The sequence below is a fragment of the Kutzneria sp. NPDC051319 genome (genome assembly GCF_040682195.1).
In the GTDB taxonomy this organism is placed as follows: Bacteria; Actinomycetota; Actinomycetes; order Mycobacteriales; family Pseudonocardiaceae; genus Kutzneria.
The window spans coordinates 27,008-49,050 of the sequence record NZ_JBFBAM010000008.1 but is presented as its reverse complement, the minus strand read 5'-3'; the positions used below and the strand labels follow the sequence as shown (position 1 = coordinate 49,050).

Here is a 22,043-nt window from a genome sequence, read left to right as displayed (position 1 = left end):
TCTCCCTCGACTACGGGTGGTCCTCCCGGATCGCCCCGTACAGCACGGTGTCCACCGTCGTGCGGAACAGATCGGCGGCCGTGCGGTTGAGTTGGCTCGGCAGCCGCGAGTTCAGCAGCCGCTCCACCGCGCCGCGGGTGATCTCACCCAGCAGCTCCGGCGGGGCCGTCAGCACTCCCTGCCGTTGTCCCTCTCGGAACAGTTCCTCCAGCGGTTGGTAGACCACGGCGTCGATGCGGTGCTCCACGTGCCGGCGCAGCACCGCGTCCCCGCGGCCGGTGGCCAGCTGGGCCGCCCCGATGTCGGACAGTCCGTCGCACGCGGCGACCAGGAACGTCCGCAACCGCTCCCCGAACGGCCGGCCTTCCGCCTCGCGGGCCGCGTCGGCGATGAGCCGCTCGATCACGCCGAACTGCCGGTCCAGCACGGCCGTCATCAGGCCCTGCTTGTCCGGGAAGTGCCGGTAGATCGTCTTCTTGCTCATCCCCAGGTCGCGGGCCAGGTCGTCCATGCTCACCCGGCCGGGCCCCAGGAACATCCGCCGCGCCGCCGCGAGGATCGCCTCGGTCCGCTCGGAAACGTCGGAAACTATTTCGGTTTCCATAGTTTCCAGCCTGCTCCGCAGGAGTCACGGTGTCAAGGCGGCCCCGATGTCACAACCCGGTCGGGCGACGTGTCCAACCAGGTGAAGGCAGTTCGACCAGGGAGGACAGCGTGATGAAGACCATCGAGGTCGAGGACTCGTTCATGGCGTACCGGGAGGCCGGCGCGGGGGACACGACGATCGTGCTCCTGCACGGGAACCCGACGTCGTCGTATCTCTGGCGCAACGTCATTCCGGTGCTGTCCGACCGGGCCCGGTGCCTGGCGCCGGACCTGATCGGCATGGGCGACTCGGGCAAGCCGGACATCGGCTACCGGTTCGTGGACCACGTGCGCTACCTGGACGCGTGGTTCGACGCGCTGGGTCTGGACGACATGGTGATCGTCGGCCAGGACTGGGGCGGGGCGCTGGGCATGGACTGGGCCCGCCGGCACCCGGACCGGGTGCGGGGCCTGGCGCTGGTGGAGACGTTCCTGCGGCCGCTGAGCTGGGCCGAGATGCCGCCGCTGGGGCAGGACCTGTTCCGGCGCATGCGGTCGGCCGAGGGGGAGCAGATGGTGTTGCGGGACAACCAGTTCATCGAGTTCAACCTGCCGTTCGGGGTGGCGTCGGGGCTCGCTGCGGCCGACCACGACGAATACCGGCGGCCCTACCCGGACGAGCGGTCCCGGCGGCCGCTGCTGGCCTGGCCCCGGGAGATCCCGTTCGACGGCGAGCCGGCCGACGTGCATGATCGCGTCGTCGCCTACGGGCGGTGGATGGCCGAGACCCCGGAGGTGTCGAAGCTCGTGATGACGGTCGAGGACGGGATCGGCATGGGCTCGGCGGAGACGGCGACCTGGGCCAAGGAGACCTTCGCCGCGACGACGGTGGTGTCGCTCGGACCGGCCGGCCACCACGCGCCCGAGGACCAGCCCGAGACCATCGGCCGGGCGATCGCCACTTGGCTGTGGGCATGAGCGAGCTTACGAGCGAATCATTCAACGCAGTGCGTCCGTGAATGCGGACACCGAGGGCTAGCGAGGTGCCGCAGTGAGTGACGTCGTCGCCCGTGCCGTCGACGGGGATCAGGACGCGTTGGGGGAGATCGTGCGGGAGCTGCGCGATCCCCTGTACCGGTTGGCGCTGCGCATGGTGTGGCGGCCCGACGACGCCGAGGACGCCACCCAGGAGATCCTCATCCAGGTGATCACCCGGCTGTCGTCGTTCCGGGGCGAGGCCAAGCTGCTGACCTGGGCGTACCGGATCGGCGTGAACTACCTGCTCAACCTGCGCCGCAAGACGCCGCAGGAGGCGCGGGAGCTCAGCCTGGACGAGTTCGGCGCCAACCTGGCCGAGGGCCTGGCGGCCGAGGACTACGGCGGTCCCGACGCCGAGCTGCTGGGGCACGAGGTGCGGCTGTCGTGCACCCAGGCCGTGTTGCAATGCCTGGAGCGGTCCGAGCGGGTCGCCTACGTGCTCGGCGACGTCTTCGAGCTCACCTCCACCGAGGCGGCCTGGGTGCTGGACATCTCGGCTGCCGCGTATCGGAAGCGGCTGGAGCGGGCCCGGGAGCGGCTGCGGGCGTTCATGGGCTCGACCTGCGGGGTCGTGACCGCCGCCGGGTTCTGCCGCTGCGCCCGCCGGGTTGAGCAGGCCGTCTCCGTCGGACGCATCGATCCCACAGCGCCGCTTCTGGTCGGCCATGCCGTCAACGGCCGTGGTGTCCGCGAGGCCGCCGCGCAGCTGCACCGGCTGCACGACGCCGCCGCCGTGCTGCGGGCCCACCCCGACTACGCGGCGCCGCGTGACCGCACCGACGCCATCGTCGGCCTGCTGCGCTCCGGCTCCTTCCCGCTGCTCGACTAGGGGTTGCGCTACCCAGGGATGATTCCGGATCAGCTGCCGGTATGACGTCAGCGCAGGTCCCGCGTTCCTATTCTTCGGGTGTATACCCGGAGGAGGGAACCATGGACGTCTACCGACTGGCCACACTCGGCCTCGCGGGCATGCGGCGCCCACTCGACCGGCTCGCCGGGCGCTGGCGTCCGGAGGAGCGGGCCAGCGAATGGGCCCTGGGCCTTCGCTTCCCCCGCGAGGACCTGTCCGGCCTCGACGTCGGCGCCCGGGTGGCCTTCGCCGCCGCCCGCGCCGACGCCCTGTGGAACCACGGGCTCACCATCGGCCTCACCTCCGGCGCCCGCTCCGTGGCCGAGCAGCAACTCCTGTTCGACGAGGCCGTCGCCCAGCACGGCAGCGAATCCGCCGCCCGCCAATGGGTTCTGCCTCCCACCGAGTCCCTCCACGTCCAGGGCCGGGCGTTGGACGTCCGCCCCCGCGAAGGCGCCCGTTGGCTCGAAGCCCATGGGCACCGCTACGGCCTCTACCGCACCTACGCCAACGAGTGGTGGCACTTCGAACACTGGCCCCAGTTCATCGGCACCGACTCCCGCCCGGCCCTGCGCCCCGACCCCCGCACTCCGGCCCACCGGCTGTAGTTTTCCCGGCATGGCTATGCAGGTTGCGGTGTTGGTCTCCCATGGCGGCTCCAACTTCCGGGCCCTCCACTGGGCTTCTTCGGTTGTGGGGGCCCGGTTCGCCGTGTGTTTGGCCGTCAGCAACAACAGTCTCTCCGGTGGTCTCGCGTACGCCCGCGAGCAGAACATCCCGGCCCTCCACCTCTCAGGTCGTACCCATCCGGCGGCGGCTGCGCTTGATGCGGCCCTGGTGGATTCGCTGGTGGCCTGCGGTGCGGATCTGGTTGTCACCGCCGGCTACATGAAGAAGCTCGGACCCCTCACCTTGGCTCGCTACGCCGGGCGGATCATCAACATCCACCCGTCCCTGCTCCCTCGGCACGGTGGTCCCGGCATGTACGGCCTCGCCGTCCACCAAGCCGTCCTCGCCTCCGGCGACACCGTCAGCGGTCCGTCGGTGCATTACGTCACCGCCGACTACGACGCCGGGGAAGTCATCGCCCAGCGGGAAGTCCCTGTGCTGCCCTCGGATACCGCCGAGACATTGGCGGCGCGGGTGTTGGTCGCCGAGCACCAGTTGCTGCCGGAGGTTGTGCAGCGGTTCGCGACTCAGGCGTGAGTGGCCCATGTGAGCCGGATGCTTGGTGAACAAGACCTCAGAACCGCCTCCCGCCCGCCCTTTCGCGGGCGTCGGTAGGCACTCTTTGCCCACCCCACGCCTGACTTCCCGGTCCTGTGTCGTTCGCGGGATCTTCCTGTAGCGGAAAGAACTCGACACATAGTTGCCCGAGGGCGGGACTCGCGGGGGTGGGTGGGGGCCCCGCGAGTCCCGACCTCGTGCGCCCGAGGGCGGGACTCGCGTTGTCAGAGGGGGTGGACGAGGAAGGTGAAGTCGGTGTGGATGCGGGCGTCCGGGGACACCGGCAGCTGGATGCGGTCGGCGAGGACGAGGCGGCGGACGGCGGAGCGGCTGAGGTGGAAGCCGGCCATGAGGAGCTTCACGACGCGGATGGGGGCCGGCAGTTCGAGGCGGACGACGACCTCCAGGGGAGTGGCGTCGGGGCTTTCCAGGTCGTAGAAGGGCAGGTCGGTGTCGAGCGCCCAGGTGCCGGCCCAGTCGAGCAGGTAGGGAGTGCGGCGGGCGAGGGAGACGTCCATGGCCAGCTCGCGCACGATGGCGGGATCGTTGTTCTCGAACCGGACGAGGCGGTCGTGGTTCAAGGCGGAGACGTGGATGCGCTCGTGCACGGGGACCTTGGAGGTGCGGCCGCAGTGGTCGCAGCCGATGAGCAGCCAGACGTCGAGGAGCTTGCCGCTGGCGTTGACCCGGACCTTGCCGGTGGGGTGGTGCCGCTGGGTGCGGCACGACGGGCAGCCCCTCACGATGGCGGGCAGGCCGAGCTCCCGGACGACCCACAGGGCCTTGCGGTCGACGTCAGAAGGCACGGGGGTATCGCGAAAGTGACTCATGAGGTGGCCGAACTCCAAAAAAGCACGGGGGCACGCCGAACGCGCCCCTGAGGGGATCAGTGGCAGACGGCCGGCGCCGCGCAGTGAGGCGGCCACACCGGCCGGGCACGACGTCGGATGCGACGCCGCGTGAGGGAAAGCCCGCACAGGGCGGACTTCAACGGGGATACAGCCACTGATCACACGAACATGTCGGCCATGGTCATCGAACCGCAGACCTGCGGACAACCGATTTAACGCCGACCGGTGTCATGGTTGCCCGAGAGCGGGACTCGCGGGTGAACGAACGGCCCGCCTCCGAAGCGGAGGCGGGCCGTCGAGGGAAAGCGGTCAGGCGTTGGGGTTGAAGTTGATGCCGGGAGGCATCGAGTGCTCCAGCCCGTAGTTGAAGTTGCCGTCGTTGATCTTGATGGTGGCGTCGCCGAAGTTGGCCGACATCAGCTTGTCGCGCAGGCCGTCCGGGTAGCCGTTCCAGCCGACGAGCGGGGGGTAGAACCAGCCGTGGGTGTAGTTCTCCGGCGGGTCGTCATTGGAGTTAGCCAGCCGGATGAAGTGCGTGCTGGCGCCGTCCTTGTGGTATACGACCTTCACGTGCGTGCCGTCGAAGCGGGCGTCCGAGGCGGAGTACCACTTCCAGCCGCTGTGCTGCGAGGTGGACACGTAGTCGACCCGGTTGGCCGCCACGTTGATCCACACGACCACGTGCTCCCAGTCATGGGTGTGGCCGATGGCCAGCGGACCGAGGGTGGCCTGGTCCTTCTCGAAGTAGCTCGCGTACATGACCGCGCAGTAGTCGCCGTTGCACTTCTCGCGCGAGTACGTGTTCGAGTTCTGCAGCTGGGCCGGGTCGTGGCAGTGCCCGTTGACGTCGCCGCCGAGCTTGAGCCCGGGGTTGAGGGTGCCGTCGGACCCGATGGCGGCGGTGGCGTAGCAGCCGTCGCCGTCGTAGTCGTAGGCGGGCGAGAAGGACTGCTCCCACCCGTCGGCGTTCTGCGGCAACGCGTGGAGGATGGCGGCACCGGCAGGGCTTGGCAGGGACAAGGTCAGCACCGCGACGCCCAAGGCAGCCGCGAGCGCGGACAGTTTGCGCACATCCACTCCTAGGTGTTTCTTGGCGGCGTAAAAGAACTATGCCCAGATCGGCCCGGCCGATCAAGGCACAATTCGGTGACTCCCTTGTGTTCCAAGGGAGTTCACGCCGCCGACACCCCGGTCAGCCGTCAGCCGATGGCGTCCCGTGACCGATGCACGGCCTCCAACAGCAGCTGGGACACGTCCCGAACGGACACACTCGTCCCGATATCCTCGCTCTGGCGCTGCACGAGGCCGTCGCTGACCATCACGCGACAGAACGGGCATGCCGTCGCGATGGTCTCGGCCCCGGTGGCCAGGGCCTCGTCGACCCGCTCCAGGTTGATGCGCTTGCCGATCCGCTCTTCCATCCACATCCGCGCACCGCCGGCGCCGCAACACAAGGCGCGGTCGGCATGGCGGGGCATCTCGGTGAGCGAGGTGCCGGCCGCGGCCGCGAGCTCACGCGGCGGCTCGTAGACCTTGTTGTGCCGTCCCAGATAACACGGGTCGTGATAGGTGATCTGCTGCGCCGCACCGCCGGCCGGCTGGATGGGCGTGAGCTTTTTCTCGCGCACCAACCGGTTCAGCAGCTGGGTGTGGTGCACGACCTCGTAGTTGCCCTCCAGCTGAGGGTATTCGCGGCCGAGTGTGTTCATGCAGTGTGGACAGGTGGTGACGATCTTGCGACGGCCGGGTTCACGCTCGCCGAAGGTTTCGTTGAGCAGGCCGGCGGTCTCCTGGGCCAGCATCTGGAACAGGAACTCGTTGCCGGAGCGGCGGGCCGGGTCGCCGGTGCAGCGCTCGCGGTTGCCCAGCACGCCGTAGTTCACGCCGGCGATGTGCAGCAGCTCGGCGGTGGCCTGCACGGTGGCCCGGGCCTTGTCGTCGAACGCGCCCGCGCAGCCGACCCAGAACAGGTACTCGGCGTCGTCGGGCAGCTCGCCGGTGATCACCGGCACCTCGAAGTCGAGGTCCTTGGCCCAGTCCAGACGGGCGTTGTTGTTCTGCCCCCAGGGATTTCCCTTGTTCTCCAGGCCGCGGAACAGCGCGCCCAGCTCGGTCGGGAACTCCGACTCGATCATCACCTGGTAGCGGCGCATGTCGACGATGTGGTCCACGTGCTCGATGTCTACCGGGCACTGCTCGACGCAGGCGCCGCAGGTGGTGCACGACCACAGCACGTCCGGGTCGATGATGCCGCCCGTGGCGACCAGCGGAACGGGCTCGCCTTCCTTCTGCCCCATGACGTACGGCGCGCGGTCGAACAGGTGGTCCCGCAGGTCCATGATGACCATCTTGGGGGACAACGGTTTCCCGGTGTTCCAGGCCGGGCACTGGGACTGGCAGCGGCCGCACTCGGTGCACGTGGCGAAGTCGAGCATGCCCTTCCACGTGAAGTCCTCGATCTTGCCGCGGCCGAAGATGTCGTCGTCGCCGGGATCGGTGAAGTCGACGGGCTTGCCGCCCGACTCCACGGGCAGCAGCGGGCCGAGGGCGTCGGGCAGGCGCTTGGCCGACACGTTGAGCGGGGCCAGGAAGATGTGCAGGTGCTTGGAATGCACCACCAGCACGAGGAAGCCCATGATCACGGCGATGTTGCCGAGCAGGAACACCGTCTCGATCACGGCGTTCACGGTCGTTCCCAGCGGGGCCAGCGCATGCGCGACGAGCCAGGTGGCGAACGGCCAGCCGCTGTCGCCGAACGGGAAGTGCCCGGTGTTGTACTGCCCGGCCCGGTACAGCAGCAGCGTCACCATCACGCCGGCGATCATGGCCAGCACCAGCCAGGCCGGCCCGGTGTGCGAGCCGTAGAACCGGGAGGCGCGCTCCTTGCGTTCCGGCGCGTTGCGCACGCGGATCACCGCGAAGGTGGCCAGCGCCGCCAGCACGGCGACGGTGAAGAAGTCCTCCAGGAAGCCGAGCCAGGGCTGCCGGCCGATCCACGGGAACGCGAAGTCCTCGTCGAACAGGGCGCCCCACGCCTCGACGATGGTGAACAGCAGGATGACGAAGCCCCAGAAGGTGAAGAAGTGGGCCATACCGGGCACCGACCACTTCAGCAGCTTGCGCTGGCCGAACACCTCACGCAGCTGGGCGGCGGCCCGCGCGCCGAGCCGGTCGGTGCGGCCCGACGCGGGCTGCCCGGACCGGATCAGGGCGGCCAGCCAGAGCACCCGACGGCCGGCGAGCGCCAGGCCGACGACGGTGATCAGCAGGCCGAGGATGAGACGAACGATCAACGGGGCTCAGCTCCACTCCGGTCGAAACCAGCCGGCATAGTACCGGCATGCCTTGCACGCGTAGCGCATCTTCCGGACCCGCCAGTGCCGCTGGTACAGCTCGAAGCCGCGCCAGGGGGCGCTGTGCAGTCCGAGCTGGTCGTAGTGCCGCAGTGACGAGCCGGTGTCGACCTCGAACTGCTCGGTGGCCCAGCCCAGGTGCGCCCGGCGTAAGGAGACGCCGCAGTTGGGCAGGAGGTGCTCGTTGCAGAAACGGTGCAACAGCACCAAGTCGGGCAAACCGCGGCCGGACGGGCTGTTGTCGAGATAGTCGACGACGACGTGGCCCGGATGGAACTCGCCGACATGGTCGACGAGCACGGGCAGTCCACAGTAGACGCACGGGTGCCGAAAGCCCCGCTTGACCGAGGACGCCGTTGTGATCAAGGCCACAGACCGGAGGTTACTGGTGAGTTGGGAGGCGCGCTACTCCCATCCGTATGCGGATGATCGAGATCGGGGCGGCCGAATGGCCGCCCCGACTACATCGAAAGGAGTAAAACCGCTGCTCAGACCGCTCGCAGCGCCTCCAGCGCCTTGTCCGCGTGCACGGCCATGCGCAGTTCGCTCTTGATGGACGCGATCACCCGGCTGTCGGACCCGATGACGAAGGTCTGGCGGCGGGTCAGCACCGGCCCGAACTTGCGCCGCACCCCGAACTGGGTGGCCACCACGCCGTCCGGGTCGGACAGCAGCGGATAGTCGAACGAGTTCATGGCCGAGAACTCCCGCTGCTTGCCGACGGCGTCGGGGGAGATGCCCAGCCGCTGCGCCCCGGCCGCCTCGAACTCCGCGCCCAGGTCGCGGAAGTGGCAGTTCTCGGCCGTGCAGCCGCCGGTCATCGCCGCCGGGTAGAAGAACAGCACGACCGGGCCCTTGGCCAGGAACTCGGACAGTCGCCGGGGCTCACCGTGGTCGTCGAGCAGCTCGAAGTCCGCGACCAGGTCGCCGTTGTTCATCGGGATCCCTCCGGTTTCGGCGGCAGCGGGAAGAAACCGCTGGTGCGGCGAACGTACTCGGCGTAGCCGGGCCGGGAACCCATGGCCCGCTCGGTCAGCGCCTTGCCGGTGCCCTTGGTCAGGAAGAAGGTCATGACCAGCGGTGACAGCACGGTCAGCGCGCCGATCCAGTGCTGGCAGGCCATCAGGTAGAGGCCCCACCAGACGGTCGCGTCGCCGAAGTAGTTGGGGTGGCGGGTGTAGCGCCACAGGCCGCGGTCCATGATCACGCCCTGGTGCGCCGGGTCGGCCTTGAACCGGGACAGCTGCCAGTCGCCGACCGACTCGAACCCGATGCCGACCAGCCACACCGCCGCCCCGATCCAGGTCAGCAGGCCCAGCGAGCTCTCGTGCTGGGCGGCCTGCACCGGCCACGACACGAACCACATGATCACGCCCTGGACCAGGTAGATCTTGCGGAACGCGTACCAGTGCGGATTGCCGGTGGCCCGCTTCATCAGCGCCACGTACCGCGGATCCTCGGGACGACGGCCGTTGCGGAGCTGGATGTAGGTGGCCAGCCGCAGACCCCAGATGACGGTCAGGGCGGTCACCAGCCAGCCCGAGCCGGAGACGATCAGCCCGACCACGGCGATCACCGCGAAGCCCAGGCCCCACACCGTGTCCACACCGTCGTGCCGGCCGCGGGCGACGGCCACACCGAGGGCGATCAGCATCACCACCAGCACGGCGCCGGCGGTGATGCCCAGATTGGCCAGCAGTCCGGCCAGGTTCACGCGACAACCTCCCCAAGGCGGGTCCTCGGCATGCCGCTCCCGCCGGACGTCGTGGGCCGGACGGCGAGGATCTGGTCCACGCCCATCCGGTTCTCCTGGAACGCCAGCGCGCCACCGGCGAGGTACAGGCGCCACACCCGCAGTTGTCCCTCGCCGACCAACGCGGTCAGCTCGGCGGCCCGTTCCTCCAGGGTCCGCGCCCAGGCGTCCACGGTCCAGACGTAGTGCTCACGCATCGCCTCGACGTCCCGCACCTCGAGGCCGGCCCGCTCCAGCATGGCGATGGTCTCGCCGACCGGCCGCATGTGCATGTCGGGGGCCACGTAGCGCTCGATGAAGGAGCCGCCGCCGGGCGCCTTGGGCGCGCTCGCCACCCGTGACATCTGCTGGAGCAGCAACCGCCCCTCGGGCCTGAGCAGGCGGAACAGCTGCGCCGCGTACGTCGGGTAGTTGCCGAGGCCGACGTGCTCGCCCATCTCGATGGTCCCGATGGCGTCGAAATCGCCGTCGGGAATGTCCCGGTAGTCCTGGAGCCGCACCTCGACCCGGCCCTCCAGCCCCCGCTCGGCGATCCGGGCCTCGATGAACTGGCGCTGCTGCGCCGCCAGCGTCACCCCGGTGGCGTGCACGCCGTAGTGCGTGGCGGCGTGCAGGATCAGCGAGCCCCAGCCGCACCCGACGTCCAGCAGCCGCATGCCCGGCTTGAGGCCCAGCTTCCGGCAGATGAGGTCCAGCTTGTCCCGCTGCGCGTCCTCGACGGTGTAGTCCGCTGCGTCGGACGTCCAGTAGCCGCAGGAATAGGCCATGTTCGGGTCGAGCAGCGTCCGGTAGAACTCGTTGGACAGGTCGTAGTGGTGGGCGATGGCGGCCCGGTCCCGGGTCTTGGTGTGCTCGGCCCCGGACAGCCGTGCCTCCTCCGGCGGCGGCGCCGGCCGCATGCCGATCACGCCCAGCCGCAGCGCCTGGCCCACGGCGGTCAGCCGGTCGCCTGGTGAAAGTTTCACCTTGCCCACGCCCTCGCGGCGGGCCAGACCCCAGAACCGGGACAGGCCTTCCCTCAGGTCGCCCTCGACGTCGATCTCGCCGGACACGTAGGCCCGGGCCAGGCCCAGCTCGTTGGGATCCCAGAGCAGCCGCCGCAGCGCCGTCCGGGAGCGGATGACCACCGTCGGGGCGTCGGCGGGGCCGGCCACGCTGCCGTCCCATGCCCGCAGCCGCACCGGCAGCTCAACGCCGAGGAACCGGCGCACCAGCCCGGCGAGGGTCAGGGCGACTGTCACTGGGGACCCCTTCTGCACGACTACCGTCACGCCCATGCGTTCGCGCCGGCCCCGGTCGCCGGTTCGGGTCAGGGCGTGACGAGATGGTCGACCAGCAGGTTCAGCGCCGGCAGCGCGTCGGCGACGGCCGCCCGGGCCTGCGGCGGGAGCTGGTCCAGCGCGGCCGAGATGCGCCGCTCGTGAGCCTGCTGCCACTCGGCCAGCTGCTTGCGGCCGGCGTCGGTGAGCGACACCCGGGCCACCCGGCGGTCGGTCGGGTCGCTGTCGCGGACGGCCATGCCGCCCTCGACCAGCTGCTGGACCAGGCCGCTGACGGTGTTGGGGGCCAGCCGCTGGAGCGAGGCCAGCTGGCCGATCTTGGCCGGGGCGTGGTCGGCCAGCACCATCAGCAGCTCGACCTGCGCCATCGGCAGCGCTTCCCACGGGTACTCGGTCCGGATGCTGGTGCGCAGGGCGCGGCGCAGTCTCGTGACCACCTCGGTCAGGGTGCGAGCGTCGTTCGTGCTCGAAGGGGCCTCGTGCTCGGGCGTGACCTGCGACATCCGCCAAGCGTATCGAGCGGTGACGCGGACCATAGCTCTCCGTCCCAAAAATATGTCGGTCACCGAGATAAAATTGACGTATGGACACCGAGCTGCTCCGCCGCCTCGGCGTCGAACCGGCCCGCCCGCGCGCCGTGGCCCGCTGGCCGCACGCGCACTGGCTGGCCGTCGCCGCTGTCTGCCTCGGCGCTTTCATGGGCCAGCTCGACGCCAGCATCGTCACGCTCACCTTCCCGGCCCTGAGCAGGGAATTCGGCGCCTCGCTGGCCGGTGTGCAGTGGGTGTCGCTGAGCTACCTGCTGACGCTGGTGGCGCTGTTGCTGCCGGTCGGGCGGCTGGCCGACGCCGCCGGCCGCAAGCTGCTCTACCTCTACGGCTTCGCCGTCTTCACGGTCGCGTCGGCGGCGTGCGGGTTCGCGGACTCGCTGCCGCTGCTGGTCGGCCTGCGGGTGGTCCAGGCCGTCGGCGCGGCCATGCTCCAGGCCAACAGCGTCGCCCTCGTGACGACGAGTTCGCCCCGGCGGTCGATGCGCGCGGCGCTCGGCGTGCAGGCCGCGGCCCAGGCGGTCGGGCTGGCGCTGGGGCCGACGCTGGGCGGCGTGCTGGTCGACGGCGTCGGCTGGCGGTGGGTGTTCTGGGTGAACGTCCCCATCGGACTGCTGGCGATCGCCGCCGGCCGCTATTTGTTGCCGCGCACGAGACAGCGGACCGCGATGCGCTCGGTCGACTGGCTCGGAGTCGCCCTTTTGGGCAGCTGCTCGACCGCGCTGCTGCTCGGACTCTCCGCTCTGTCCGGTTTGGACGCCCCGGTCTGGGCCGTAGTAACCCTTTTCGTGGCCGGGGTTGTGGCCGGTGTCGGCTTCGTGGTCCGGCAGCGGCTCGCGGCCGACCCGTTGGTCGATCTGAATTTGTTGCGGGACGGCGTGATCGCCAGTGGTCTGGTGGCGGCGATGCTCGGATATCTGGTCCTGTTCGGGCCGCTTGTGGTCGTGCCGGCACTCGGCGGTTCCGTGGTCCGGGCCGGTCTCGTGCTGACCAGCCTGCCCGTCGGGTTCGCACTGGCTGCGACGTTCGGCGGCAGCCGCTGGCCGGATCGGACCAGGGCCCTGGTCGGGGGCCTGGTCTGCGTCGCCGCGCTGATCCCGTTGTGTCTGCTGCCTTTGACGGATCCGGTGCTGGCGATCTCCTTGGCCGCGCTGGGGATCGGCCTCGGCCTGTTCACCCCCGCGAACAACGCCGCGGTGATGGCGGCGATCCCGGCCGCCTGCTCGGGCGTCGGCGGCGGGCTGGTGAACATGGCTCGCGGCCTGGGGACCACTCTCGGTGTCGCCTCGGTGACGCTGGCGCTGCACGGCACCGGCCCGCGGGCAGCCATGATCGTGTTAGTTGTCGCCGCACTGTGTCTGGTGCTTGTTTCCCGGCGACACCCAGCTTGACGGGCGTAAGGCTGAGGGAGTGAACTACCGCATCTCAGCCAAACGTAGTGGAGGCATAACGGATGCGCACCGTCGTCGCCGTAGCCGGTTGTGCACTCGTGCTTGTCGCCTCCGCCTGCGGCAGCACCGGTTCCAACAGCGCTGCCACCGGACCCGCGACAAACACCCCCAAGCCCAAGGTGGGCGTGATCCTCCCGGACACGACCACGTCAGCCCGTTGGGAGGACTCGGACAAGCCACTGCTGACGTCCCAGCTCAGCTTCGCCGGCATCCAGCCGGACATCCAGAACGCGCAGGGCGACGAGAAGCGCTTCGCCTCGCTGGCGGACAAGATGATCGCGGAGAAGGTGAACGTCCTGATGATCACGCCGCTGTCCACCGACGGCGGCGCGGCCGTGGAGAAGAAGGCGAAGGCGGCCGGAATTCCGGTCATCGACTACGACCGGATCAGCCTCGGCGGCACGGCCGAGTACTACGTCTCCTTCAACAACCTGGCGGTCGGCCTGCTCCAGGCCGAAGGCCTGGTCCAGTGCCTCGGCACCAAGCAGAACGCGTCGGTCATCGAGATCGAGGGCGCGTCCACCGACAACAACGCCACCCAGTTCCACGACGGCCACGAGCAGGTGCTCAAGCAGCGCTACGACTCCGGCAACCTGCACCTGGTCGGCAGCAAGGCGATCGACAAGTGGTCGCCGGACATCGCCGCCACCACGTTCACCTCCCTGTTGGACGCCAACGGCGGGCACGTCGACGGCGTGCTGGCGGCCAACGACGGCATGGCGGCGAGCATCGAAGCGGTGCTCAAGCAGCGCAACCTCAGCAACGTGCCGGTCACCGGCCAGGACGCCACGCTCGGCGGCCTGCAGGCCGTGCTGCGCGGCACCCAGTGCATGACCGTCTACAAGCCGATCGACATCGAGGCGGAGGCCGCCTCGCGGCTGGCCATCGCGCTCGCCACCGGCCGGCAGGGCGACGCCGACGACCTGGCCACGGGCAACACCAAGGACCCGAAGGGCAACCGCGACGTGAAGTCCGTGCTGCTCGGACCACAGTCCATCAGCAAGCAGGACGTGCAGGGCCTCGTCGCCAAGGGCGTGGTGAAGACCAAGGAGCTGTGCGCGGGCGACATGGTCGGCTTCTGCACTAGCGCGGGCATTCCCGTCCAGTAGCGACACCTTCAGGACCAGTCAGGTGGCCCGTCCGGCCTCGGGAGCCGGGCGGGCCGCTCGCGTGAATGGGTCCGGAACCTCCTGTGAGCGCCAATCCGCTGCCGCCCCGGCCGAGCGCGACGATCTCGGCGGCGATGGACACCGCGGTCTCCTCGGGCGTGCCGGCCCCCAGGTCGAGCCCGATCGGGGCGCGAAGCGAGGCCAGCTCGCGGTCGGTCAGCCCGACCTCACGTAGGCGCGAGAGGCGTTGTGCGTTGGTGCGGCGGGAGCCGAGGGCGCCGACGAAGGCCAGCGGTCGCCTCAGGGCGTCGGCCAGCAGCGGGATGTCGAACTTCTCGTCGTGGGTGAGCACGCAGACCGCCGTGCGGGCGTCGGTGCGGGTGTGGGCCAGGTACCGGTGCGGCCAGTCGACGACGACCTGGTCGGCGTCCGGGAAACGGGCCGTGGTGGCGAACACGGGCCGCGCGTCGCAGACCGTCACGTGATAGCCGAGGAACTTGCCCATGCGCACCAGGGCCGCGGCGTAGTCGATGGCCCCGAAGACGAGCAGGCGGGGCGGCGGCGACCAGGATTCCACGAACAGCTCCAGGCCGTCGAACCACTGCCGGCCGGTCGCGGTGGCGTGCCGCACCAGGTCGGGGTTCACGATCTCGTCGCCGACAACACGATCGGCGAACACGGCCATGCCTTTGCCCCGCAACGACTCCGGGCCGCCGACCACCCGGGCCAGCACCACCGGCTCCGGATCTGCGGCCAGTGCGGCGGTGATGGCCGGGGTGGAGGGCTGGACGAACACCTCCAGCGAGCCGCCGCACGTGAGGCCGACCGCGAAGGCGTCGTCGTCGGAGTAACCGAAACGGTGCCGCTGCGGCAATCCTGTCTCCAAAGCTTCCTGAGCCAGTTCGTACACAGCCCCTTCGACGCACCCGCCGGAGACGCTGCCGAACGCCTCGCCGTCCGCGGTGACCGCGAGCGCCGAGCCGAGCCCGCGCGGCGCGCTCCCGCTGACGTCGATCACGCTGGCGACGGCGAAGTCCCGTCCGGACAGCGCCCCGGCGAGTTCCCTCATCCCGCCACCGCCTCGATTCCGGCAATGCCGAAGTAGGCGACAAAAATCGCCGCGATGACCCCCACCAGCCAGTGCACCTCGCGCCACTGGCCCTTGCCCAGCTTGACCACCACGTAGCTCACGACGCCGGCGCCGACGCCGTTGGTGATCGAGTACGTGAACGGCACGATGGCCATGGTCAGGAACACCGGGATGGTGAAATCGCTGTCCTGGAACGGGATACGCCGGCACTGGGCCATCATGATGCCGCCGATGACCACCAGCGCCGGGGCGGCGGCCTGGGCCGGCACGATGCCGGCGATCGGCGTGACGAGCATCGTGGCGCCCAGCAGGGCCCCGGTGACCACGCTGGCCAGGCCCGTGCGGGCGCCCTCACCGACGCCGGCCGCCGACTCCAGGAACACGGTGTTGGGCGCGGAACCGGTGCCACCGCCGACGATCGCGCCGATGCCGTCCACCAGCAGGATCCTGCCCATGCCGGCGACCTTGCCGTCCTCGGTGGTCATGCCGGCCTCGTGGCAGACGCTGGTGATCGTGCCCATCGCGTCGAAGAACCCGGACAGCACCAGGGTGAACAGGAACACCGTCGCGGTGATGGCGCCGGCCGAGGCGAAGCCGCCGAACAGGTCGACGTGGCCGAACAGGGCGAAGTCGGGCGCGGCGACCAGGTTCGAGGGCAGCTTCGGGGTGACCAGGCCCCAGTCCGCGCCGGGCCACAGCGCGTTGGCGATCACGGCGATGACCGTGGCGACGACGATGCTGATCAGCACCGCCCCGGGCACGGCCCGGGCCATGAGCACGATCATCAGCAGCAGGCCGATCGCGAACACCACCATCGGCCAGCCGACCAGGTGCCCGCCCTCGCCCATCCGCACCGGCACGGTGGAGTGGGCGGAATCCGGTGTCCTGGTGACGAATCCGGCCGACACCAGGCCCACCAGGGCGATGTAGAGGCCGATGCCGACCGAGATGGCGGTCTTCAGCGCGGCCGGAATGGCGTCCATGATGCGCTGCCGGATGCCCGATGCGGCCAGCACGACGATGCAGACCCCTTCCAGCACGACAAGTCCGAAGGCCTGGGCCCAGGTCATGGTCGGGGCGAGCTGGAAGGCCACGATGCCGTTCACGCCGAGACCGGCGGCCAGGGCCAGGGGAGCGTTGCCGACCAGTCCCATGAGGACGGTCATGACGCCGGCGGCGAGGGCGGTGGCGGTGGTGACCTCGGTGATGGTCAGGCGCGCGCCGGTGATGTCGGCGGAAGCGCCCAATATCAAGGGATTGAGCAACACGATGTAGGCCATCGCGACGAACGTGGTGACGCCGCCGCGAACCTCGCGGGCCAGCGTCGTGCCGCGTTCCTTGAGCCGGAAACGTCGTTCGATCAGGGCAGTCGTGGGGCGGCGGTCGCGCAACTGGGTCATGAACTACTCCCATGCCGGTGGGCGCGCGGAACCAGGCCGCCATGGGGGAGACGGCCTGACTCCGCGAACGTTTGAGCGATGGTGCTCCGGTCAGCACGCGCGTGACGAGGATCAGTACTCGACGCGGTCGGTGCGGGAAAGCCACGCGGAGAACGGGGTGTTGTGGTCCGCGGTCCTGACGTGCAGCACGGGGATCGGCCACGTCTGCTTGGGCTGTTCGAACAGGTCGTAGAAGTCGCGGTCGTTGAAGCCGGCGTCGGCGGCGTCGTTGCGGTCGGCGGCGAAGACCACCCGGTCCACGCGGGCCCACAGGGAAGCGGCCAGGCACAGCGGGCACGGCTCGCACGAGGAGAACAGCACGCAGCCGGTGAGCCGGAAGTCGCCGACCCGTTGGCAGGCCTCGCGAATCGCCACCACCTCGGCGTGGGCGGTCGGATCGAGCGTGGGCACGACCCGGTTCACGCCGGTGGAGATCAGTTCGTCACCGCGCACGATGACAGCGCCGAACGGGCCGCCGCCGGTGGCGACGTTGGCGGAAGCCAGCCGAACGGCCTCGTCGAGCCACGCCTGGTCGGTGGTCGCTGCGGTGGTCATCGCGGAATCTCCCGTGTCGTCAGGTGTTCCGGCCGCACCGGAACTCGGTTGAGCGCCAGGCCGGTGGCGGCGCGGATGGCCGCGACCACGGCCGGCGTCGACGAGATCGTGGGCGGCTCGCCCACCCCGCGCAGGCCGTACGGGGCGTGCGGGTCGGCCAGTTCGAGCACGTCCACCGGCATCGGCGGGGTGTCGAGCACGGTCGGGATCAGGTAGTCGGTGAACGAGGGATTGCGGACTTTCCCGTTCGAGACCTGGATTTCCTCCATCACGGCCAGGCCGAGGCCCTGCGTGCTGCCGCCGTGGATCTGGCCCAGGACGGCCTGCGGGTTCATCGCCTTGCCCACGTCCTGCGCGCAGGCCAGCTCCACCACCTTGACCAGGCCGAGGTCGACGTCCACGTCGACGACCGCCCGGTGCGCGGCGAAGCCGTACTGCACGTGCGCGAAGCCTTGGCCCGTGTCGGGATCCAGCGCGGTGGTCGGCCGGTGCCGCCACTCCACCGTCTCCTCGATCACGTCATCCCCGAGCACGGCGACGATATCCTGGGCGGTGAGCTCCGAGCGGGGTTCTCCGAAGCGGGACACGGCCAGCTTGAGCAGCTTCTCCCGCACCGCCTCGCAGACCGCCTTGACCGCGCCGCCGGTGACGTAGGTCTGGCGGGAGGCCGAGGTGGAGCCGCCGTTGCCCACGGTGGTGTCGGCCGGGTGCACGGTGACCTGGTCGATGCCGAGCTCGGTGCGGACGATCTGCTGCTGGATGGTGACCAGGCCCTGGCCGACCTCGGCCGCAGCGGTGTGGATCACGGCCGCCGGCTCGCCGTTGATCACCTGCACCCGCAGGCGGGCCGTGGAGTAGTCGTCGTAGCCCTCGGAGAAGCAGATGTTCTTGATGCCGACGGCGTAGCCGACGCCGCGGACCACGCCCTCGCCGTGGGTGGTGTTGGAGACGCCGCCGGGCATCGCCGTCAGGTCCAACGGTCCATCGTGGACTGCCGGCAGCGGGCGTTGCTTGATGAGCCTGAGCAGTTCCTCGACCGGAGCGGCGGAATCGACGACCTGGCCGGTCGGCATGACGCTGCCCTCGCTCATGGCGTTGCGCACCCGCACGTCGACGGGGTCCATGCCCAGCGCCTCGGCGAGTTTGTCCATTTGCGACTCATAGGCGAAACCGGCCTGCACAGCGCCGAATCCGCGCATGGCGCCACAGGGCGGGTTGTTGGTGTAGGCGCCCCAGCAGTCGATGGTGACGTTATCCACATTGTACGGTCCGATACCGAGCGTGGCGGCGTTGGCCACCACGGCCGGCGTGCTGGACGCGTAGGCGCCGCCGTCGAGGTAGATGCGGCACCGGACATAGGAAAGCTTTCCGTCACGGTCGGCCCCGTGCTCGTAGTACAGCTTGGCCGGGTGCCGGTGCACGTGGCCGTAGAAGGACTCCTCGCGGTTGTAGACCATCTTCACCGGCTTGCCCGTGTGCAGGGCCAGCAGGCATGCGTGCACCTGGATGGACAGGTCCTCGCGGCCGCCGAACGCGCCGCCGACACCGGCCAGCGTCAGCCGCACCTTGTCCGTCGGCAGGTCCAGCGCGAAGCAGATCTGCTTCTGGTCGACGTGAAGCCATTGCGTGGCCACGAAAAGGTCCACGCCGCCGTCCTCGGCCGGAATGGCCAGGCCGGACTCGGGGCCGAGGAAGGCCTGGTCCTGCATGCCCACCTCGTACACACCGGTGACCACGACATCGGCCGTCGCCCGCTGGTCGCCACGCTCGATGTGCACCTTGCGCACGGTGTTGCCGCCGTGGTGCAGCAGCGGCGCCTCCGGCTTGACCGCCTCCTCGGCGTCCACGATCGGCGCCAGCACGTCGTACTCGACCTTGATCTTCTTGATCGCCCGCCGGGCCGTCTCCGGGTGGTCGGCGGCGACCAGCGCGACCGATTCCCCGTGGTAGCGCACGACATCCACGGCCAGCACCGGCTGGTCGGGATGCTCAAGGCCGTACAGATTCGTGCCGGGGACGTCGTCGTGGGTGAGCACCGCGTACACGCCGGGCACCTTCAACGCCTCGGCGATGTCGATGGATCGGATCCGGGCGTGCGGATGCGGGCTGCGCAGGGTCGCGCCCCACAGCATGTCCTCGTGCCACAGGTCGGACGAGTACGCGAACTCGCCGCGCACCTTCAGTGCACCGTCCGGGCGCAGCGGGCTCTCGCCCACGCCTCCCTTGGTGGATTCCCTGGTGGGGGAGGTCATCGCAGCACCTCCGCGGCATTCGCGAGATCACGGGTGATGGATTCGAGGTCGGCGGTGCGCAGCTCGCCGCCGGCGATGACGCTGCGGCCGCCGACCAGCAGCCGGTCCACAGCAGGGGCGGAGCCCAGCACCAGCGCGGCCACCGGGTCGGTGATGCCGGCGTGCTCCAGGTCGTCCATCCGCCACACGGCCAGGTCGGCGACCTTGCCCGGCTCGATGGAGCCGATCTCGTGGTCGCGGCCCAGGCAGCGGGCGCCGCCCATGGTGCCCATCCACAGCGCCTCACGGATGGTCAAAGCCGTTGCGCCGCCCCGGAACCGGGCCACCAGCAGCGCCTGCCGGAGCTCTTCGCCGAGCCCGCCGGACTCGTTGGACGCGGCCCCGTCGACGCCCAGCCCGACCGGCGCCCCGGCGTCCAGCAGTTGCCGCACGGGGGCCATGCCGGCGGCGATGCGGCCGTTGGAACTGGGGCAGTGCGCGCAGCCGGTGCCGGTCTGCCCGAAACGCTTGATCGCCTCGTCGGACAGGTGGATGGTGTGGGCCAGCCACACGTCGTCGCCCAGCCAACCCAGTTGTTCGGCGTACTGGGCCGGTGTGCAGCCGTTCTCGGCGAGGCACTGCTCTTCCTCGTCGACGGTCTCGGCCAGGTGCGTGTGCAACCGAACTCCGTGCCGCCGGGCCAGTTCCGCCGCCTGCTCCATGAGCTCGCGGCTCACGGAGAAGGGGGAGCAGGGGCCGACGGCGATTCGGATCAGGCCGAGCGGGTCCGGGTCGTGGTAGTCGTTGATGGCCTTTTCCGTGCCCAGCAGCGCCGCTTCGAGATCCTCGACGATGTTGTCCGGCGGCAGGCCGCCCTGCGACTGCCCTCGGTCCATGGAACCGCGCACCGCGTGCAGGCGGACGCCGAGCCGTCGCGCCTCACCGACCAGCGCGCCGATCTGGTCGCCGCCGTTGTCGGGGAAGACGTAGTGGTGGTCGGCGATGGTCGTGCAGCCGGTCAGGGCGAGCTTGGCCATGCCGGCCGCGCCGGCCGCCCGCGTGACCTCCTCGGTCAGGCGGCCCCACACCGGGTACAGCGTGGTCAGCCACTCGAACAGCTCGGCGTCCTTGGCGTAGCCGCGGGTGGCCCACTGGTACAGGTGGTGGTGGGTGTTGACCAGGCCCGGCGTGACCAGGCGGCCTTGAGCGTCGATGTAGTCGTGATCCTCGGCCGGCCGCTGGGCCTGGCCGGGGCCGACCCGCTCGATCAGGCCGTCACGGATGACGATGTGGCCGCTGGCGTGCTCGGTGTTGTCGGCGTCGACGGTCGCGATCGCCGCGTTGTCGACGACTACGACGCTCATCGGGTCGCCGCCAGCCGCACCGCGTCGAGGATCTTCTCGTACCCGGTGCAGCGGCACAGGTTGCCGGCCAATGCCTCCCGGATCTCCGGATCCGACGGCTGCGGCACGCGATTGAGCAGATCGTGGGCAGCGACGACCAGACCCGGCGTGCAGAAACCACACTGCACCGCACCGGCGTCCACAAAGGACTGCTGCACCCGGTCCAGGGTGTCCCCGTCGGCCAGGCCCTCGACCGTGGCGACCTCGCGGCCCTCCGCCTGCCCGGCCGCAACCAGGCACGAGCACACCGGCGTGCCGTCCATGTACACCGTGCAGGAACCGCATTCGCCCTGCTCGCAGGCGTTCTTCGAGCCCGGCAGGCCCAGGCGCTCGCGCAGCACGTAGAGCAGGCTCTCGCCCTCCCACACGTCGTCGGCCTGCCTGGCCTCCCCGTTGACCGTGACGTTCAGGCGCATCGCGCGTAGTCCTTCCATGCCCAGGTGAGCGTGCGGCGGGCCAGCACGGACAGCGCGTGCCGGCGGTAGGCGGCGGTGCCGCGCACGTCGTCGATCGGCGTGGCCGCGGCGGCGACGAGCTCGCCGAAGCGCCGTGCCACGGAGTCGGTCAGCGGCTTCGGCGATTCCCACGAAAGCTCCTCGGCGGCGAACCGCTCGGCCTCGACCGCCCGGATCGGCGTCGGCCCCGCCGACCCGATGCCCGCGCCGACGCGGTTGCCCTCGGGATGCAAGGCCAAGCCGAAGGAGCAGACCGCGATCACCATCGCGTTGCGCGTGCCGACCTTGCTGAACTGCTGCGGCCCGGTGCCCGCCGGCAGGTGGATCGCGGTGATCAGCTCATCCGGCTCCAGCGCATTGCGCTTCACGCCTCGGTAGAACTCCCCGATCGAAATCTCCCTCGTGCCGCGCACGGAGGCGACCTCCACGGTCGCGTCGGTGGCCAGCAGCACCGGATGCGTGTCGCCGGCGGGGGAGGAGGCGCCGAGGTTGCCGCCGACCGTGCCGCGGTTGCGGATCTGCGGCGAGCCCACCGTGCGGGACGCCATGGCCAGCCCCGGCAGGCGGTCGCCCAACTCGGCGATGATCCGCGCGTACGGCACTCCCGCGCCCAGGCGGGTGCCGCTCGGCGTGACCGTCCACTCGGCCAGCTCGCCGACCCGGGTCAGGTCGAGCAGCGCGGCCGGCCTGCGGTGGTCGAAGTTCAGCTCCACCATCACGTCGGTGCCGCCCGCGATCGGCACCGCGTCCGGCTGAGCCGACTTGGCGTCGAGGGCCTCGGCCAGTGAGGTCGGTCGTAGGAATTCCACGTGACGTAGTACACAG

The 22,043-nt window shown here is 70.0% G+C and carries 22 protein-coding genes; 6 read left to right on the top strand and 16 right to left on the bottom strand.

What is annotated here, in order from left to right:
* Positions 1-10: 10 nt before the first annotated feature.
* The gene (locus tag AB0M73_RS09955) at positions 11-604 is read right to left on the bottom strand and encodes a TetR/AcrR family transcriptional regulator (protein WP_363889274.1); all 594 of its coding nucleotides are present in this window, start codon (positions 602-604) and stop codon (positions 11-13) included.
* 110 nt (positions 605-714) lie between these two features.
* Between AB0M73_RS09955 and AB0M73_RS09950 the strand changes: the two genes are divergently transcribed.
* From AB0M73_RS09950 to purN, 4 genes are all read left to right on the top strand, one after another.
* The gene (locus tag AB0M73_RS09950) at positions 715-1,563 is read left to right on the top strand and encodes a haloalkane dehalogenase (RefSeq protein ID WP_363889271.1); all 849 of its coding nucleotides are present in this window, start codon (positions 715-717) and stop codon (positions 1,561-1,563) included.
* Between the two features lie 73 nt (positions 1,564-1,636).
* Complete coding sequence (locus AB0M73_RS09945; protein WP_363889268.1) at positions 1,637-2,452, top strand: RNA polymerase sigma factor; 816 nt, start codon at positions 1,637-1,639, stop codon at positions 2,450-2,452.
* Between the two features lie 101 nt (positions 2,453-2,553).
* On the top strand, positions 2,554-3,081 hold the full coding sequence (locus AB0M73_RS09940) for a D-alanyl-D-alanine carboxypeptidase family protein (protein ID WP_363889265.1): 528 nt from the start codon (positions 2,554-2,556) through the stop codon (positions 3,079-3,081).
* Positions 3,082-3,091: 10 nt separating this feature from the next.
* The gene (gene purN / locus AB0M73_RS09935; protein ID WP_363889261.1) at positions 3,092-3,679 is read left to right on the top strand and encodes a phosphoribosylglycinamide formyltransferase; all 588 of its coding nucleotides are present in this window, start codon (positions 3,092-3,094) and stop codon (positions 3,677-3,679) included.
* A gap of 245 nt (positions 3,680-3,924) precedes the next feature.
* Here the strand turns inward: purN and AB0M73_RS09930 are convergent, their stop codons facing one another.
* The 8 genes from AB0M73_RS09930 to AB0M73_RS09895 form a co-directional block, all read right to left on the bottom strand.
* The gene (locus AB0M73_RS09930; protein WP_363889258.1) at positions 3,925-4,506 is read right to left on the bottom strand and encodes a DUF1062 domain-containing protein; all 582 of its coding nucleotides are present in this window, start codon (positions 4,504-4,506) and stop codon (positions 3,925-3,927) included.
* Between the two features lie 354 nt (positions 4,507-4,860).
* Positions 4,861-5,622: an NPP1 family protein gene (locus AB0M73_RS09925; RefSeq protein WP_363889255.1), complete on the bottom strand. Its 762-nt coding sequence runs from the start codon at positions 5,620-5,622 to the stop codon at positions 4,861-4,863.
* A gap of 128 nt (positions 5,623-5,750) precedes the next feature.
* The gene (locus tag AB0M73_RS09920; protein WP_363889252.1) at positions 5,751-7,844 is read right to left on the bottom strand and encodes a (Fe-S)-binding protein; all 2,094 of its coding nucleotides are present in this window, start codon (positions 7,842-7,844) and stop codon (positions 5,751-5,753) included.
* 6 nt (positions 7,845-7,850) lie between these two features.
* Positions 7,851-8,276: a hypothetical protein gene (locus tag AB0M73_RS09915; RefSeq protein WP_363889249.1), complete on the bottom strand. Its 426-nt coding sequence runs from the start codon at positions 8,274-8,276 to the stop codon at positions 7,851-7,853.
* A 116-nt stretch (positions 8,277-8,392) separates the two neighbouring features.
* On the bottom strand, positions 8,393-8,842 hold the full coding sequence (locus tag AB0M73_RS09910) for a peroxiredoxin (protein WP_363889240.1): 450 nt from the start codon (positions 8,840-8,842) through the stop codon (positions 8,393-8,395).
* Positions 8,839-9,558: a DUF1295 domain-containing protein gene (locus AB0M73_RS09905; protein WP_363889735.1), complete on the bottom strand. Its 720-nt coding sequence runs from the start codon at positions 9,556-9,558 to the stop codon at positions 8,839-8,841. The genes AB0M73_RS09910 and AB0M73_RS09905 overlap by 4 nt, the downstream gene beginning before the upstream one ends.
* A 56-nt stretch (positions 9,559-9,614) precedes the next feature.
* The gene (locus AB0M73_RS09900; RefSeq protein WP_363889238.1) at positions 9,615-10,898 is read right to left on the bottom strand and encodes a cyclopropane-fatty-acyl-phospholipid synthase family protein; all 1,284 of its coding nucleotides are present in this window, start codon (positions 10,896-10,898) and stop codon (positions 9,615-9,617) included.
* Between the two features lie 68 nt (positions 10,899-10,966).
* Entirely contained in the window at positions 10,967-11,440 is a 474-nt protein-coding gene (locus AB0M73_RS09895; RefSeq protein WP_363889236.1) for a MarR family transcriptional regulator, read from the bottom strand.
* Positions 11,441-11,520: 80 nt separating this feature from the next.
* Here AB0M73_RS09895 and AB0M73_RS09890 point away from each other — a divergent pair, with 80 nt between their 5' ends.
* Together AB0M73_RS09890 and AB0M73_RS09885 are read left to right on the top strand one after the other, a co-directional pair.
* A complete protein-coding gene (locus AB0M73_RS09890) occupies positions 11,521-12,876 on the top strand; it encodes an MFS transporter (RefSeq protein WP_363889234.1) in 1,356 nt (451 codons plus the stop codon).
* 62 nt (positions 12,877-12,938) lie between these two features.
* Complete coding sequence (locus AB0M73_RS09885; protein WP_363889231.1) at positions 12,939-14,045, top strand: substrate-binding domain-containing protein; 1,107 nt, start codon at positions 12,939-12,941, stop codon at positions 14,043-14,045.
* Here AB0M73_RS09885 and AB0M73_RS09880 read toward each other — a convergent pair.
* From AB0M73_RS09880 to AB0M73_RS09850, 7 genes are all read right to left on the bottom strand, one after another.
* A complete protein-coding gene (locus AB0M73_RS09880; RefSeq protein WP_363889228.1) occupies positions 14,020-15,114 on the bottom strand; it encodes an XdhC/CoxI family protein in 1,095 nt (364 codons plus the stop codon). The genes AB0M73_RS09885 and AB0M73_RS09880 overlap by 26 nt on opposite strands.
* A complete protein-coding gene (locus AB0M73_RS09875) occupies positions 15,111-16,535 on the bottom strand; it encodes an NCS2 family permease (protein ID WP_363889225.1) in 1,425 nt (474 codons plus the stop codon). The genes AB0M73_RS09880 and AB0M73_RS09875 overlap by 4 nt, the downstream gene beginning before the upstream one ends.
* A gap of 111 nt (positions 16,536-16,646) precedes the next feature.
* Positions 16,647-17,129, bottom strand: coding sequence for a nucleoside deaminase (locus AB0M73_RS09870; protein ID WP_363889222.1), 483 nt, complete (start codon positions 17,127-17,129; stop codon positions 16,647-16,649).
* Complete coding sequence (gene pucD, locus AB0M73_RS09865) at positions 17,126-19,381, bottom strand: xanthine dehydrogenase subunit D (RefSeq protein ID WP_363889219.1); 2,256 nt, start codon at positions 19,379-19,381, stop codon at positions 17,126-17,128. Before pucD ends, AB0M73_RS09870 begins: the two co-directional genes overlap by 4 nt.
* The gene (locus AB0M73_RS09860; RefSeq protein WP_363889217.1) at positions 19,378-20,724 is read right to left on the bottom strand and encodes an 8-oxoguanine deaminase; all 1,347 of its coding nucleotides are present in this window, start codon (positions 20,722-20,724) and stop codon (positions 19,378-19,380) included. Before AB0M73_RS09860 ends, pucD begins: the two co-directional genes overlap by 4 nt.
* Positions 20,721-21,179, bottom strand: coding sequence for a (2Fe-2S)-binding protein (locus AB0M73_RS09855; RefSeq protein ID WP_363889215.1), 459 nt, complete (start codon positions 21,177-21,179; stop codon positions 20,721-20,723). The genes AB0M73_RS09860 and AB0M73_RS09855 overlap by 4 nt, the downstream gene beginning before the upstream one ends.
* Positions 21,170-22,027 (bottom strand): FAD binding domain-containing protein, encoded by an 858-nt coding sequence (locus AB0M73_RS09850; RefSeq protein WP_363889212.1) that lies wholly within the window; start codon positions 22,025-22,027, stop codon positions 21,170-21,172. Before AB0M73_RS09850 ends, AB0M73_RS09855 begins: the two co-directional genes overlap by 10 nt.
* Positions 22,028-22,043: the final 16 nt, after the last annotated feature.